16 protein-coding genes and 1 riboswitch are annotated in these 16,204 nt (G+C 44.6%); of the genes, 5 read left to right on the forward strand and 11 right to left on the reverse strand.

The genetic code is table 11. The features are described 5' to 3' along the window. Positions 1-4: 4 nt before the first annotated feature. The gene (locus BM210_RS02350) at positions 5-1,357 is read right to left on the reverse strand and encodes a TrkH family potassium uptake protein (RefSeq protein WP_091164056.1); all 1,353 of its coding nucleotides are present in this window, start codon (positions 1,355-1,357) and stop codon (positions 5-7) included. A 65-nt stretch (positions 1,358-1,422) separates the two neighbouring features. After that, positions 1,423-1,574: riboswitch (cyclic di-AMP (ydaO/yuaA leader) on the reverse strand. A 235-nt stretch (positions 1,575-1,809) separates the two neighbouring features. Between BM210_RS02350 and BM210_RS02355 the strand changes: the two genes are divergently transcribed. Further along, a complete protein-coding gene (locus BM210_RS02355) occupies positions 1,810-3,471 on the forward strand; it encodes a CPBP family intramembrane glutamic endopeptidase (protein WP_091164057.1) in 1,662 nt (553 codons plus the stop codon). Here BM210_RS02355 and uvrC read toward each other — a convergent pair. Together uvrC and trxA are read right to left on the reverse strand one after the other, a co-directional pair. Continuing rightward, complete coding sequence (gene uvrC, locus BM210_RS02360) at positions 3,446-5,509, reverse strand: excinuclease ABC subunit UvrC (protein ID WP_091164059.1); 2,064 nt, start codon at positions 5,507-5,509, stop codon at positions 3,446-3,448. The genes BM210_RS02355 and uvrC overlap by 26 nt on opposite strands. A 198-nt stretch (positions 5,510-5,707) precedes the next feature. Continuing rightward, complete coding sequence (gene trxA / locus BM210_RS02365) at positions 5,708-6,022, reverse strand: thioredoxin (RefSeq protein ID WP_091164061.1); 315 nt, start codon at positions 6,020-6,022, stop codon at positions 5,708-5,710. A 248-nt stretch (positions 6,023-6,270) separates the two neighbouring features. Between trxA and BM210_RS02370 the strand changes: the two genes are divergently transcribed. Then, entirely contained in the window at positions 6,271-6,417 is a 147-nt protein-coding gene (locus tag BM210_RS02370) for a YqzM family protein (protein WP_091164062.1), read from the forward strand. A gap of 157 nt (positions 6,418-6,574) precedes the next feature. On the opposite strand, the gene dnaI is transcribed toward BM210_RS02370, so the two are convergent. The 3 genes from dnaI to BM210_RS02385 form a co-directional block, all read right to left on the reverse strand. Next, on the reverse strand, positions 6,575-7,525 hold the full coding sequence (gene dnaI / locus BM210_RS02375) for a primosomal protein DnaI (RefSeq protein WP_091164064.1): 951 nt from the start codon (positions 7,523-7,525) through the stop codon (positions 6,575-6,577). 44 nt (positions 7,526-7,569) lie between these two features. Next, on the reverse strand, positions 7,570-9,105 hold the full coding sequence (locus BM210_RS02380) for a replication initiation and membrane attachment family protein (protein WP_091164066.1): 1,536 nt from the start codon (positions 9,103-9,105) through the stop codon (positions 7,570-7,572). 110 nt (positions 9,106-9,215) lie between these two features. Next, positions 9,216-9,545 (reverse strand): winged helix-turn-helix transcriptional regulator, encoded by a 330-nt coding sequence (locus tag BM210_RS02385; protein WP_091164067.1) that lies wholly within the window; start codon positions 9,543-9,545, stop codon positions 9,216-9,218. Between the two features lie 199 nt (positions 9,546-9,744). On the opposite strand from BM210_RS02385, the gene BM210_RS02390 reads away from it, so the two are divergent. Beyond that, a complete protein-coding gene (locus tag BM210_RS02390; RefSeq protein ID WP_091164069.1) occupies positions 9,745-10,929 on the forward strand; it encodes an MFS transporter in 1,185 nt (394 codons plus the stop codon). A gap of 146 nt (positions 10,930-11,075) precedes the next feature. On the opposite strand, the gene BM210_RS02395 is transcribed toward BM210_RS02390, so the two are convergent. Both BM210_RS02395 and BM210_RS02400 read right to left on the reverse strand, forming a co-directional pair. Then, positions 11,076-11,273, reverse strand: coding sequence for a YwbE family protein (locus BM210_RS02395; RefSeq protein ID WP_091164071.1), 198 nt, complete (start codon positions 11,271-11,273; stop codon positions 11,076-11,078). Positions 11,274-11,329: 56 nt separating this feature from the next. Beyond that, positions 11,330-11,614 (reverse strand): YuiB family protein, encoded by a 285-nt coding sequence (locus BM210_RS02400; RefSeq protein WP_177237580.1) that lies wholly within the window; start codon positions 11,612-11,614, stop codon positions 11,330-11,332. A 258-nt stretch (positions 11,615-11,872) separates the two neighbouring features. Between BM210_RS02400 and hemQ the strand changes: the two genes are divergently transcribed. Continuing rightward, a complete protein-coding gene (hemQ, locus tag BM210_RS02405; RefSeq protein ID WP_091164072.1) occupies positions 11,873-12,619 on the forward strand; it encodes a hydrogen peroxide-dependent heme synthase in 747 nt (248 codons plus the stop codon). Between the two features lie 56 nt (positions 12,620-12,675). On the opposite strand, the gene BM210_RS02410 is transcribed toward hemQ, so the two are convergent. Both BM210_RS02410 and BM210_RS02415 read right to left on the reverse strand, forming a co-directional pair. Further along, complete coding sequence (locus BM210_RS02410; protein ID WP_091164074.1) at positions 12,676-12,954, reverse strand: hypothetical protein; 279 nt, start codon at positions 12,952-12,954, stop codon at positions 12,676-12,678. Between the two features lie 2 nt (positions 12,955-12,956). Further along, positions 12,957-14,147, reverse strand: coding sequence for an NAD(P)/FAD-dependent oxidoreductase (locus BM210_RS02415; protein ID WP_076232368.1), 1,191 nt, complete (start codon positions 14,145-14,147; stop codon positions 12,957-12,959). Positions 14,148-14,643: 496 nt separating this feature from the next. Between BM210_RS02415 and BM210_RS02420 the strand changes: the two genes are divergently transcribed. Continuing rightward, entirely contained in the window at positions 14,644-15,630 is a 987-nt protein-coding gene (locus tag BM210_RS02420; RefSeq protein ID WP_091164076.1) for an NAD(P)/FAD-dependent oxidoreductase, read from the forward strand. Positions 15,631-15,722: 92 nt separating this feature from the next. Here BM210_RS02420 and BM210_RS02425 read toward each other — a convergent pair whose 3' ends face one another. Further along, complete coding sequence (locus BM210_RS02425) at positions 15,723-15,878, reverse strand: sporulation histidine kinase inhibitor Sda (protein ID WP_091164078.1); 156 nt, start codon at positions 15,876-15,878, stop codon at positions 15,723-15,725. Positions 15,879-16,204: the final 326 nt, after the last annotated feature.

Raw genomic sequence — 16,204 nt, forward strand, 5'->3', positions numbered from 1 at the left:
TCCCCTATCCGATTGTAATTTTCCCCTCAGGGTATCTATATAATTCTTTTTCGGTTTTTGGTCCCAGCGCATACGCTAAGGTTATTGGCCCCAAACGGCCAGCGAACATCGTCAGAGAAATCAAAATTTTGCCGACCACCGTCAAATCGGTCGTTAATCCCATGGTCAGGCCTACGGTACCAAAGGCCGAGGTGACCTCAAATAATATCATCAAGAACGGGTGGCTTTCTGTGGTGGACAATACCATGGCTACGAAGATCACGAGAAATAGCGCAATCATCGTTAAGGTAATCGCCTTCAGAATCCGATCCTTACCCAAGCGGTAATGAAACAGTACAATGTCCTCCTTGCCGCGAATCATCGCTACAATCGCACCGATCAGAGTCATAAAGGTCGTCGTCTTGATGCCCCCGCCTGTTGAGCCTGGAGAAGCCCCTATGAACATCAGGATAATCATAAAAAATTGTGAAGCTTGGCGCATAGCCCCGATATCCACCGTATTGGCCCCTGCTGTTCTCGGAGTTACCGATTGAAAGAACGAGGCCCATATTTTCCCCGACCAATCCAGCGATCCCAATGTTTTGGCATTGTTGAACTCAAAAACAAACATCACTACAGTACCCGTGAGGATCAATACTCCTGTTGTACTTAGCACCACCTTGGAATGCAGCGACAATCGTTTTACTTTCCTGTATTCAAGAAGATCCGACATAACGATAAAACCAATACCGCCCAGCACAATAAGCCCCATCGTAACCAGGTTGACAACGGGGTCCGAGGCATATGAAGTAAGGCTGCTGAAAGGACCGCTCACCGATCCGAACAAATCGAAGCCTGCATTATTAAAAAACGAAACCGCATGCCAGATTCCAAAATAAATCCCTTTGGCAGGGCCGAGGTCCATAGACCATCGGATCGAAAAAATAATCGCGGCAATTAACTCAATCGAAAGCGAATAACGAATTACTTTACGAATCAGGCGTACAATTCCCTCCATACTCCCTTGATTCATCGCTTCCTGAAGAATAAGGCGTTCCTTCAAAGAAATCCGTTTCTTCAAAGCAAAGGCGAATAAGGTTGCCATCGTCATAAAGCCGAGTCCGCCAATCTGGATCAGCGTGATAATGACGATTTGGCCAAACATGGAGAAGTACGTCCCCGTATCCACAACAACAAGTCCGGTCACACACGTCGCGGATGTTGCTGTAAATAAAGCATTAATAAAAGATAATCGTTCTCCCGTCGCCGAAGCTATCGGAAGCGTGAGCAGCAGTGCGCCTATCAAAATGATCGCGGCAAAGCCCAACACCAAGATTTGCGGGGGCGTAAGTTGGAATTTTTTCCTTGGTAATTTCATTATTCACCTCACAAATGTTTGAAAAAAAGCAAAAAAAAGACACCGGAAACCCAATGCCAATATAGAGGTTCCTGCCATAAAGCCTACGAGGTTAGCTGACGGATTCGGGTTTACAGGTACCCTATCAATTCCACTCACTATGAATGGAATCAAATTCACCCCTTACTACTACAAATGGTTCCCCCGTTTTCGGAAAGAAATTCGGCTTCTGTATTCAATTGATATGAATTATAAGGCTAATCCTCCATAAGCACAAAGTCGTAATACCTCGAAAAGATGGGATATTCCGATTCCTATTAGAGCTGGCAGGCAGCAGACTATCGATTCGCTTTGGTTTTCAACGTTTATCCCCGTTATGCTTGGTAATGCATTGGATTTGATGAGACATGTATGCTAAGTTTATGGAATACAATAATCAAGCCTTCCCATTTCTTTATTCTAAGGAGACAAACATGATCAATCGTTCATTGGATAAACCTCTGCAGCTGTTGGCAGTTATAGGTATTGTCCTTTATTTTACCGTTGTTCTCTTATCCTCGTACCTTTCAGGACCGCATTCAGCAAATGAAGAAACAGACGGGGTGCCCGCTATCACTGGGCAACAAGCTGCCGACACCGCAGTCCGATTTGTCAGGCAGCATTTCACGCTTGCAAACGATTATAAGACCAGCACCTTATACCAGACTCATGCCGAACGAAGTGGATATTTGCAGAAGGAGCATTTGTCCAAAACCTATGCAGAGCGTTTTACGAAATTGCCACTCGACTACTATGAGGTTGAAATCAACGACTCTGCCACCTCGAAAACCTATTACATCGATATCAACTATTCGAATCAGCAGGTGATCGGCTGGAGAACGTATATTTCACCTTCCACCAAGGCAGATACGGTAGCTGCACCCGTGGCAGACCCCCAGCTGCTTGCGGAACAGACGATTGCTGAACAGGGCTATTCGCTTGCCGATTTCACTAAACTAGACTCCGCTCCCGACCTGAACAATAAAAATGGAGCTGCTTCTTCACCCGGCCGTATGCTTGTTTACGAGAGTAAGACTGACCTAATCGGTCAGGCCAAACTGCAGCTATCTCTCCGTATTTCCAAGGGTCAGGTCATTTCCTTCCAGCCTGATTTCACAATCCCTGCTGCGTTCCAGTCATGGAAGAAGGTACAAAATAATAGTGCCTCTCTTATGACTAACATCAGTATGGGCGTATCATTGGTTATGGCGGCTACCGCATTGTTTATCATCATACGCTTTCGGCGTGCAATCACATTTCGCCGCGGCCTATGGCTGACATTTATTTTTCTGGCTATTTATATCGGAAACAATTTCAATATGCTGCCGGCGTTCCGAACCAATCATACGGCAGGTCCATCCCAGTTTGAAGCACTCTTTTATCTATGGTTTCTTAATATTATTATTGCGATGATGGCAGTTAGCGTCTATCTCTCCGTACTTGCCGGCAGACAGATGTGGTCCCGCTACAGCTGGAATCCCCTGCCGGATTGGCAGGACGCAGCTTTTGGAAGCCTGGTATGGAAAGCTATGACGCGTGGCTATCTGCTTTGTTTTTTTATTCTCGGTGTCCAGCAGGTGCTGTTTTTTGTGGCGGAGCATGCTTTTGACGTATGGGCAGTTAATGATGCAGCCGATTCTGTGCTTAACATGACGATCCCTGGACTGTTCCCGCTCATGGCTTGGGCGGCTGCGATCTCCGAGGAAACCGTATATCGGCTGTTTGGGATAGCCTTCTTTCTCAAAATCGTCCGCATTCGTTTTCTGGCCGTACTGCTACCGAGCATCATCTGGGCGATGAGCCACACCCAATACCCCATTTATCCGGTATATACGAGACTTGTCGAGGTTACCATTATTGGTATTATATTTGGGTACGCATTTCTCAAATACGGCTTTATGACTGTGCTCTTTGCCCATGCCTCTATGGATAGTATTTTGATGGGACTATCCTTGTACAGTCTGGGGGATTGGAATCATATCCTGATCGGCAGCTTTTATCTGATTTTCACTGGTCTTGTCGGCTGGGTGCTGTATAAGTTGCATGGCAACAAAAAAAGACGGGCATTATCTATGCCTCGTCTTGATCCTGATTAAGCGATTGTAAAATTTGTGCTGCCAGCTTTTCTCCGATACCCAGAAGCCGGAAATCTTCGATGCTGGCTTCTTTTATTTTTTTCATCGATCCAAAATGCTTCAGCATCGCCTTGCGCCGCTTCTCACCAATTCCCGGAATGGAATCCAGCTGGGAGACGATCATCGATTTAGCCCGTGTTTCGCGGTGGAACGTAATAGCGAAGCGATGGACCTCCTCTTGAATACGTTGGAGCAGGTAAAACTCCTGACTATCGCGAGGCAAAGGAACGATTTCTGCTGGGTCGCCCATAATCAGCTGTGCGGTTTTGTGTCGGTCATCCTTCGCTAGTCCACAAACGGGAATATAAAGACCCAGTTCATTTTCCAGCACGTCGATAGCCGCCGAGATTTGCCCTTTTCCCCCATCGATGACAACCAGATCCGGTAATGGCAAGCCCTCCTTCAATACGCGCTCATAGCGGCGTCTTACGACCTCACGCATGGTGCCATAGTCATCAGGACCTGTAACTGTTCGGATTTTGTACTTACGGTATTCCTTGCGATCTGGCTTGCCGTCCGTAAACACGACCATGGCCGAAACAGGGTCGGAACCTTGAATGTTCGAGTTATCGAACGCCTCTATACGGCGAATAACGCCTGTCCCGAGCCAATCTCCAAGATTCTCGACCGCCATTACCGTACGCTGCTCATCTCGAGCGATTAATCGGAACTTCTCATCCAAGCTCACACGTGCATTGTCACCGGCCATCGCAACCATGTTTTTCTTCGAGCCTCTACGAGGAAAATGTACCTTTACTTTAAGCCAGCTCTCTAACGCTTCCTTGACATCCTTTTTGGCAACCTCGATCTCCGTTCCCAGCTCCGCTTCGTCGGTCTCCAGCTGTTCAGCGTTCATCCGAGCCAGCTCCTTGCCTAGATGCCCAGTACCTGTAATCCCGATCATTTTGTCAGACTCATCTGATTCCATTACGTTCTGGTCATCAGCATTGGATTCTACATTCAGTAAGTTCCCGTCTGCTGCAGCTGCCTCTGTATTTGTCTCAGCCATTACCTTAGGCAGTGCCGTTACAGCTTCAAGCGGCAAAAATATTTCCTTCGGCAATGCCGGATTATCGCTATAATATTGTGTAATAAAGGTTACAAAATCATCATATTCATCACCGTAATAAGGAAACATCGAAGCATGACGTTCAATCAGCTTGCCCTGCCGCATATATAAAATCTGTACACACATCCAGCCCTTATCTACCGCATAGCCGAATATGTCACGATCCATCGAATCTGTAGTCGTAATATTTTGTTTTTGCATCACCTGATCAATATGAAGTACATGGTCGCGCAGCTCCTTGGCCCGTTCAAAATTCAGCTCCTCGGACGCTTCATGCATTTTGCGTGTTAAATCCTTCTTGATTTCATCATGACCGCCGTTTAGGAAGCGCGAAATTTCCTGCACCATTTGATCGTACGTTTCTTGGTCCACCTCGTACTCACAGGGAGCTATACACTGACCCAGATGGTAGTAAAGACAAACGCGATCAGGCAGCTTTTTGCATTTGCGCAGAGGATATAGCCGGTCTAACAGCTTCTTCGTCTGTTGAGCCGCGAACGCATTCGGATAAGGACCAAAATATTTTCCTTTATCCTTCAGTACTCGACGGGTTACCTCCAGCCGCGGATGGGTTTCATGTGTAATTTTGATATAGGGAAAGGACTTATCGTCCTTCAATAATACATTGTAACGAGGGTGATGCTTCTTAATCAGGTTGCATTCCAGAATCAGCGCCTCAACATTACTGGCTGTGACGATATATTCAAAGCTGGCTATTTCATTAACAAGCGCATGGGTTTTGGCATTATGACTCCCGGTAAAATATGAGCGTACCCGATTGCGCAGCACCTTCGCTTTACCGATATAGATGATCGTATCTTCCTTATTCTTCATCAGATAGCAGCCTGGCTTCTCTGGCAGCAGCGCAAGCTTACTGCGAATATGCTCTGCCCGCTGTTTCCGTTCCTGCTCCTCTTCGTGTACAGACATCACAGTTCCACTCCTTTTAAGCACAAAAAAAGCTCTTTTCCAGCATAGCAGAAAAAGAGCTTTTACTCCACGAGTTTTACGCAGTAAAACTGACATCGTAAGCATTTGCTACGAGTTTTGCATAGCAAAACTTACTTCGTAAGCATTCACTTCGAGTTTTGCTTAGCAAAACTTACTTCGTAAGCATTCACTTTGCGTTTATTGGTGTTTCGTTACAACATTCTTCAAAGCATCCTTAGATTGAAAACCTACTACTTTATCTACAGGTTGGCCATCTTTGAATACGATAAGAGTTGGGATACTCATCACGCCAAAACGGGAAGCCGATTCCGGATTGTCATCCACATTAACCTTAGCGATCTTCAAACTGCCAAGCTCTTTATCCAGCTCTTCCAAAACAGGAGCGATCATTTTACATGGTCCACACCATGGAGCCCAAAAATCTACTAAAACCGTGCCAGATCCTTCAACTTCATTCTTAAAGGATTGATCTGTAACATTTACGATAGCCATAATAAGTTCTCCTTTACCCGATAATATATGTTGTCAACAAGTAAAGTATACCACAATAGACCCTATTTTCAACCGTAATCCCGCTTGGCTAACTGTTTCCAGTTAATTCTGCCTTCTTCTTGTCACAATCAGCAGAGCAGACGCATAATTGTCACTTCCCCATGCTTTACATTTATCTGTAAAGTTGGGTATACTAAATATAATTCTTCAACCATCGGTTTCACTCAATCCAAGGAGGAATTATTGCTATGAACGAAGTAAATCACCCCGAGCTTCATATTATCGAAGAGCCGAGTAATGATTTTCTGGATACGGCGATTGGTTTCGGCGCATTTTTTGCTTTGCTACTGCTTATGGGCGTAGCTGCAACAGTTATCACTCTGCTAATGAAGTAATCGAATCGTGCTTGTCTCAAGTCGATGATACGTCAGTAAAACCTGTTCCTTTCGGGAACAGGTTTTTTTGTATGATCCAAAAGTAAGCAAGCCCACTCCATATGCAGAGTTGGGCTTGTTCGCTGTTCATCGTATTACTGCTGCTCACAGCATTATATTACTTGCCGCGCTTATTGTAGCCGTTCACCATAATAACCTCGACAAATGGACGAATACGGTCCATAATTCTTCTGCCCTTGAACTCTTCATCGCCATCCTTGCTGGTGAAGCTAAAATGCTGCTCCAGTGCATCCAGATCATGATTTGACGTGAAAAAGGTCGGCTTGCGGTTCATCCGGTAATTCAGTATGGCACCCATTACATGATCGCGCAGCCAAGGATTCAAATTTTCCGCGCCCATATCGTCAAAAACGAGCAAATCCGTATCCTTTAGCGCATCAATGGTTTCCTTCAGCTTCTGAGGGTCCTGGAACATCGCCTTCAAATCCTCAGCGAAATCCGGCATATATACAATCGCACCTGAGTACCCACTCTTCGCCAGTTCATGAAGCAAATAGCACATCAGAAACGTTTTGCCTGTCCCGAGACTCCCTGCCAAATATAGACCTGAGCTTTGCAAGCCTTCCTCACGGGTTTTCATAATGTAACGAATGAGACTATCCACAGCTTCCTCACGCGCCGGATCCTTATCGAAAATTTCCATCGACGAGTAGCCCTGTGATAACGCCCTTTCATCCACATAAAAGCTGCGGATCCGACTGCGAATGGCCTCCTGATTTTGCCTCGCGATCTGCTTCTTACAGGAAACCTTGGTATCGTACAGCTTAGCTGCACCAGCTTCCGTCTCGACCGAAAGCAGCGTGTAATGTCCGGCAAAATCATTCGGGCACAAATCGAGTCCCGGACAGTTGGAGCAGTTCCGATGCTCGCTCACATATTGATAAAGCCGGTTCATGTTGATTTTCATCGTATATTCATCAAGCATCGGATATTTGGCGCATAACTTCACCACTAACGGATCAGCTAATATTTGTCTCACCTTTTCCTCGGCTTGTTGACGAAATTTGGAGTTAGGCAGCGACTTCAACGCATCAGCGAGCGATTCCATGGTTCTTTACACTCCTTCCGTTATTAAATGACTTATGCTTCATTCTAGACTTTGCCATCGAGCATTTGCGCTCTTCTTCGCATGGCCTCACGCTCTTCAGCGCTTCTTGACGCCGCTTGCGTGCTAGGCTTGTCCTCAACTGTAGGAAGCAGCGGCTTCTGCCTGCCTACTCCACGTGAAGAGTTCGTACTACGACCTCCTGCGGCTCCCCCTGCTGTTCCCATTCGGCTGCCTGTACGTGGGGCTGTCTTGCTCTCCTGATACTTCGACTGCTCGCGTATATACTGCACAGCCTGCTCGAAAGAGTTCACCTGCTTAGCCAGCATATCCGTAACGCTAAACTCAATGGACGCCTTGGACCATGAGCGCTTATTCATATATAAGTAATGGATCATGACATTGATGACTTCTTCTTTTAAGCCATAATTCAAATCGACCTTTGCCAGTGTGTCCAGTAATCCGTCCGGTACGGTACCTTTTGAAAATATTTTCTCCAATAAAAAGATATAAGGCTCATTCCGTAAAATATAGTTGTATTGGTGCTGATTGCATTCGCCCTGAAAAATATCAGGCACCTGCAAATAAAACTCCATCTCGACCGTCTTATCACTTGCAATGTCAGCAGCGTTATCCTGGTCAGGTGACGCAGATCCACGCATCTGTTGATCCACCTTAGCGAGATAACGTCCACGTTCCTCGCCACGCTTTTTATCCTGCCGAAAGACCATATTCGCCTTATGCTGAAGCAGCTCAAGCATCAATTCTCCCTGTGGATCGAATACTCCGTCCTCATCCAGCAGCCGACAGATGTCTGTCAGGTACAAGCCGTACTTTTTGGCTACATAATTGATTTGCCCCATCTGCTCCGGCTCGTACTTCAATTGCTCCACGAACACACGGTTGCCCGATTCCCGAGGGAAATGCATAATAATATCCGAATACTGAAAGCCTTTATTTGCACTCTCAGGTTTCGATTCCGACGGTTTAGCCACTGCCGTTTCAAAAAATGCCTGCTCCATCTCCAGATCGATCACCTGTGAATTCAAATGAAACAGCTCATAGAAAGGAACAGACAAATTTTCCTCGTTGGCACCTTTCAGCTCGTCAGATTCCGGCAGCACCAGTTCATCTCGCAGCGAGTAGATCATATATTTGCCAACCTTATCTCTAAGCAGCAGCGTCAAATGTTGATTTTTAAAAAACTCATAAGGTGACAACGGTGCTGTCAGCGTATAGACATACACATAATCATCCGAAACTTCAGCGAACTTCCGAGTCGTCTTGAGTAAGCCCACTGCTTCCAGCTTGGCTGTCTGTTCAATAAAATATTTGCGTCCACGCTCCCCAGTTTCCAGCTCCAGCGACAGAAACAGCCTGCGCTGCTGCTCAGTAGCCGAGAAACCGACCTTGTCAATGGGCAGCTGCAGAAACAGCGTATGATATAAGCTGACTGCATAGGCTCCGATCATCGGTTGATAGATGGTAGAGAGCATTTTCATATCTAAACCACTTAAAGAAAAATCACGCGCCACATAAAAACGGTGATATTCCGAGAAATGATGCATATTCGTAATTCGCATTAACTCAAATCCCATCCATGAATTGTTACTAGTCTAGTAAATTACATTTTAACACAGATTTCGACTGCATGTTACGCAAAGAAAATATAGTTTCAGTCTTTGAGTCCCTTTTATTGCGACGTTCCCCACTTTAAAGCCCACTTGTCCATCTCCATCAAGGCAGCCTGAAAATCCGCTCCTTTTTCTGTCAATGAATATTCAACCGTGATGGGTACGGAAGGAAATACAACACGTAAAACAATCCCGTTTTTCTCCAAGTGCCGCAGCACATCTGTTAAAGATTGTGTCTTGATGACCGCTAAATCCCTATGCAGCTGATTAAAGCGTTTAGGCCCTTTGGACAGCTCGGCGATCACCAGAAAAGCCCATTTTGCACCGAGAATTTTCAATACGGAGCAAATGCTGGTGAATTCCTGCGTTTCTTCATTTGTCACATCCAAACATCATCACCACCTTACTTAAAGTTAGTAAATCCATTTATTTGGATAATGTCCAAATTGTTTGCCTTCTTACATTAATAATGTAACCTTATTATAATTCAATCAAAAGATCTCGCAAAGGCCAAATAACGAACATCCATAAGCTGGTTATATTGGAGGGTCAGATGGTGCTGCGAGTTCACTGAAAGGATTGAATGTAATGAATCGACTGACTATTTACCTTCTTGCGCTTGGGGTGTTCTTCACGGCAACCTCCGAACTGGTCGTCACCGGAATTCTACAAGTCATTGCCGATGACTTCAACATTTCCATCGCTCTGGCGGGGCAGCTGATTACAGTCTATTCTCTGTCGTTTGCGCTTGGAACTCCCCTCCTGATTTCACTCACTGCCCGTATGGGACGCAGAAAAGTGTTGGCTGGTTCACTCGTCGTGTTTATCCTTGGTTGTTTGATATCTTTTGGGAGCGCGCATATAGCGGTGCTGATGATTTCTCGAATCATACTTGGGGTAAGCTCAGGCGTTTACCTTGTCTCTGCTTTAGGCACGGCTGCGAGGATTGTGCGTCCCGACAAGCTCGGTAGTGCGATTGGCACGATCATTCTAGGGTTTAGCAGCGCGATGATCCTCGGTGTTCCGATGGGAATAGCTATTACCATCTGGCTGAGCTGGCAGGCCATTTTCTTTATTTTGGCGTTATTTAGTGTACTGATTACACTCATGATTTCCCGACTTCTTCCTGATATCGAAGGGGAAGCCCCTATTCCATTCCAGCAGCAAATCAAAGTGTTGGGAAGTATGGTTATTCTAAGCGGTTTACTTTTCACCTTTTTCAGGGAATCAGGGAATTCAATCCTGTTTACCTACTTAATTCCCTATATTCAGGACATTTTACATGTGAACTATTCTAGGATAAGCATCATCATGCTTGTATTTGGTGTTATCGGCGCATTCGGCTCCCGCTTCGGAGGGTATGGTGTCGACAGGTGGGGGGCAACTCGAATGATTACTTGGAGTGTGGTCATGTATGCGGCAATACTGGCACTTCTTCCTCTGTTTGCTGGAACATTGATGATCGGGTTGGTGCTGCTCAGCGTCATGGTGCTGTCTATGTTCATTTCCGGTCCGGCTATCCAAACGTATTTTATTCAACAAGCGCCTCAGTCATCCGGGCTCGTTCTCAGTATAAATACTTCGATAGTTCATTTGGGATTAGCGGCGGGCGCTGGCACAGGGGGAGTCTTGATTAATACCACTTCTACAGTTTTCTACAATCCGTGGATGGCAAGCTTTATTGTAATGCTTGGGCTAGCGGCTGCATTCGTCAGTTTTTTGTCAGGCAAAAAACGATCGGTTCCGTTTATTGAACAATCCGAAAAGCTTTGATTGAGCTTTCATCTTTTTAGATATGAGAGTATTATCAGGCAGACGCAGTTCTGTTTTGAAAAAGCTCCCGTAAGCTTTGTAATTACAAACCCTTCGGGAGCTTTCCATTCGTCTTTGCAGTTCTGTATGACTACAGCTCACCATGCTTATTCCGTGATGACTTCCTTAACTCTACCTACAGTTCCATCCACAAGCCGAACCTTAATGCCATGCGGATGGCTTGGTGAATTGGTCAGGATATCCTTGACTACACCTGCAGTCAGCTTACCACTTCGCTGGTCTTGCTTTTGAACCACCTGCACCTTGCGTCCTGGTATTACATCTTTACGCTGCTGGCCATTCATAGTAGATCCCACCTGCTTTCCTCTTCTACTGCACGTTTGACTTTGTGTGCAGGTTGTTAAAACATTTGATAGCCTTTGTCACGTAAAGCTTTAATCGTCCAGCCGCTGAGCGCAGCTCCCAATAATCCGCCGACGGCAGGTACATAATCTGCAAATGAATACTCCGAAATATTAGATGCAAGAGAACCTGTTCCCCAACCCCAATAAATAATCAGTCCGATGACCAGAACGATATAGCCATAAATCGGAAACCACGTCGTTTTCATCAGCATGTTCAATATAAAACCGAGACCGAAGAACAACACGAGCAACAGCACGGTAACAATCATCAGTTGCAGCACAATCCCCAACTCCTTCAATCGAATACATCACATTATATTCTATAGAAATTTTGGCTCGGGGTAAAGTGAACGCTTCATGAACGCCTCATATCATCACATATACATGACGTCAGCCTTTTGAACCATTTGCCCTTTGCTGTCGATTTCGTTACAATAATACAGGCAAGTCATTATAGCCTCATCGTCTCTTATTCGTAAGAAGCGCGTTGATATGCATATAGGTAAAATCCCCATACATACATAGAAGGAGTGTTCTTAATGAGTGAAGCAATGCAAACCCTTGAGGGCTGGTATGTTTTAAATGATTTCCGCGCAATTGACTGGACAGCATGGAAAAGCTTATCCAAGCAAGAAAGAGGCCGTGCAGAGGACGAGCTGTATACCTTATTAGCTCAATATCAAGCTACAGAGGATCAACGTCAAGGCAGCACAGCCTTCTACTCTATCGTTGGACAAAAGGCTGATTTTATGTTCATGCATTTGCGGGAAACGCTTGAAGAGCTGAATGAGCTGGAAACCGCGTTTAACAAAACCTTGTTTGCACAAGTCACCATTCCAACCTTCTCTTACGTATCGGTTGTCGAGCTGGGCAGCTACATGGCCAAGCCAGGTACAGATCCGATGGAAGATCCTGAGATTGTTGCGCGCTTGAAGCCAACCTTGCCAAAAGCACGCCATGTCTGCTTCTATCCAATGAACAAACGCCGCGAAGGCAATGACAACTGGTATATGCTGTCTGTAGATGAACGCCGTGGATTTATGCGTGCACACGGAATGATCGGACGCAGTTATGCAGGCAAAATCAAGCAAATTATTGCTGGCTCGATCGGTCTTGACGATTGGGAATGGGGAGTTACCTTATTTGCTGAGGACGCACTGCAATTCAAAAAAATCGTTCATGAAATGCGGTTTGATGAAACAAGCGCCCGCTTTGGTGAATTCGGTGAATTCTATGTTGGCAATCTGTTAAATCGTGACAAAATGGAAACTATGCTCAAGCTATAATACAATAAAAGCCCTGCAACTGCCGGTATTTCCGGCTTTTGCAAGGCTTTTTCACATTATTGGTCGTCTTCGTCTTCATCATCGAATCTGTCATCCCGACTAGCCTCAGCCTTTTGTGCTAGATAAGCTGCCGTATCTCGATCACGCTGACGCGACTTTTCCTTTAACCGTTCGATGGCTGGCAGGATCAGTATGTCGATTTCCTTTTGCACCGTATATACCAGATCATAACGGGTCTGGGATTCCAGAAAATGTCCCACATCAATCAGTGCGTTATAGCGGTCCAGCTCTTCCCTCGTCAATAACCCGCGTACCTGTACGCTGCAGTGCCGCATATCTAGAAACGGCCTTTCTTAAGAACCAGAGGGATACCGCCAATAATGTAAAGGTACCGCATGTCGATTACCTTTTTCATAATAGCAGCCATACCACCCTTTACTTTACGTGAACCGACAATGCCGATGGCTTCGCCGCGCCCAAGTGAAGCTACCGTACCTTTGCTTTCATAGGTAAAGCTCTTCAGCTGTTCACCGCGGATCGATGCAACTAGATTATGGGCACAGATATCCGCCTGTTGAATCGAAATTTGAGCAGTTGGCGGGTAAGGACGACCTTCCGGGCTAAACACAAGCGAGCAATCTCCGAGTACATATACGTTATCATGACCTGGAGCACGCAGGTTTTCATCAACTTTGATTCTACCACGCATCGTTTCAAAGCCTGCATCATCCAGCATATGGTTACCGCGAATACCACCGGTCCAAACGACTGTTGCCGCTTTAATTTCTTCTCCAGTTGCCAAGATGACTCCATCTGGAGTGCACTCTTTGATCGCCGTGGCAATTTTGAAGGTTACCCCTTTATTTTGCAGGACGTTCATCGCATACTCAACGAGCTCTGGGTCAAAACCAGGCAGTGCGGTAGGAGCAGCTTCAACGTTATATACTTTCACAAGGGAAGGATCAACATCGTATTCTTTGCATAGCTTTGGAATACGGTCTGTAATCTCTCCGATAAATTCAATTCCCGTAAATCCGGCGCCGCCTACGATAAAAGTCAAATAATCCAGACGGTTCGGCTCCCGCTTAAATCTGGCAAATTGATACTCAATATGCTCACGAATAAAACGAACGCTATTGATACTGCGAATGCTCAGCGCATATTCCTTTAAGCCAGGAATACCAAAGGTTTCAGGCTCTCCACCTAAACCAACAACCAAATAATCATAAGAAAGCGTGCCTTCTTCAAGAATAACCTTTTTCTCTTGAGGACGAATTTGGACTACTGTCGATTTAACAAAATCAATTTTGAATTCATCAATCAATTTAAGAATATTAACACGCGCATTTTCGGGATTATCCGTTCCTGCAGCAGGCATGTGCAAATGTGTTGTAATATAATGGTAGTCATGTTTGTTGACAAGCGTTACGTCAGCTTCGTTATAGTTCAATTCCTTTTGCAAGCGAATAGCCGTTACAATACCGCCATATCCAGCTCCCAAAATGACTATTCGAGGTATTCGACTCATGGTTAATCCCTTCCATCCGTTAGTTTCTTTTTATCAATCATTGTAATTGTTCACAAAATCACTTGTGAAATTTTACACAAAGTACATCGCGGGTCATTTCTAACGAATAGTTTGTACCAACTGAAATAAAAATATGACCGTTCACGTGTCAGAAATCACATCTGTGTAAACAAGTTCTCAAGACATAGTATACTGTAAAGTGACAAATAGCAAGTTTTGTTTTGGTTAATATACAGTTAAAAAACGCAAACTAACATGAGTATTTAAACGTTTCCTCCTAATTGCTGAGTATTTTCTGCAGGTCCTTACATTTCTATATGATAGCTTTATTCCCCTCATTCATATATTCACTTATTGTTCACAAATTTTTCATGTAATATTTCCTTCCATTCTTTCGTCATGTATAATATAATTCGAATATTAATAATTGATAGTCATTATCATTGATAATTATTATCACTGATATTTAATTCATTCAAGGAGGTACAATAAGCAGATGCAAAATGAGATTGTGGATATTATTATCGTTGGCGGCGGTCCGGCTGGTATGTTTGCCGCTTTTTATGGAGGTATGCGTCAGGCAAGCGTAAAGATTATTGAAAGTATGCCACAATTAGGTGGACAACTGGCTGCTTTATATCCGGAAAAATATATTTATGACGTAGCAGGCTTCCCAAAGGTAACCGCACAAGAGTTGGTTAATAACTTGGAGCGTCAGCTGAAGCACTTCCCTCTGGATGTACGTCTGGAAGAAAAAGTATTGCAAGTGATCAAGAAGGATGAGCGTTTGTTCGAAATCGTTACAGACAAAGGTGTGCATACATCCAAAGCAGTTATCATTACCGGGGGCGTAGGCGCATTCGAGCCAAGACGTCTAGAACTGCTGGAAGCATCCAAATACGAGAAGAAAAACCTTCATTACTTCGTAAGCGATCTTCATAAATTCAAAGGTCAAAAGGTGTTGATCAGCGGCGGCGGCGACTCTGCTGTTGACTGGGCATTAATGCTCGAACCTATTGCCGAAAAAGTATATCTCACCCATCGTCGTGATAAGTTTCGTGCACATGAGCACAGCGTAGAAAACTTAAACAAATCCACTGTTGAAATTTTAACCCCCAAAGAAATTACAGCACTTCATGGTGAAGATTATATCAACAGAGTGGTGCTGACGGATTGCAAAAGCGGCGAAGTAACTGATGTCGACGTTGATGCGGTTATCGTTAACTTTGGTTTTATTTCTTCTCTCGGCCCGATTGCTGAATGGGGCTTCGAAATCGATAATGGTTCCATTATCGTCGATTCCCGCATGGAAACAAGTATCCCCGGGATTTTTGCAGCAGGCGACATTACCACTTATCCAGGCAAGCTGAAGCTGATTGCTGTAGGATTCGGTGAAGCACCAACCGCTATCAACAATGCCAAGGTATATATCGATCCAACTGCCAAATTGTCCCCTGGACATAGCAGCAACATGAAAATGTAGGTTTCAATACAAAAAGGATATTCCGTTCGGTTTAACCCGAATTTGGAATATCCTTTTTCGTCTTGCCTTGTCTTTCATATCTATGATGAGAATTAGCTAACCTGCGCTTCGCCATTACTGTAGTAGTCCAAATTAATTTTGCGGTTTTGGATTTCGTCTCTCAGCAGATTTATAAATTCTGCCTCAAGCTTCAAATCCATGGCTTTGAAATAACAGTGAACCAGTACCTCATTGCTCATTAACCTCATCAATCATCACCTAAATTCTGTAAAGTAAAATCATATTATCATGCCCGTCCTGATAGAACAAGTGTTCCGTTATCCACAGGAATATGTGTATAAGCTGTGCGTAATTTGTTGGTAAGTGTAATTAAGTGACTGATAGCGCAGTGGATAATGTGGACAAGGTTATGCACAGGTAATGAACTCCGAAAATTGTCGTAAAATTTTATTAAATATGTTCGAAGTTATACCCATAATGACAAAATGATTTATAGTTAATTACCCCAATCTTATAGTTTGAATCGCTTGACAAAGTAAAAACACGAGGTTCCTCCGTCATGAGGCTCGTATGG

It is taken from the genome of Paenibacillus sp. 1_12, from assembly GCF_900114475.1.
Lineage (GTDB): Bacteria > Bacillota > Bacilli > Paenibacillales > NBRC-103111 > Paenibacillus_S.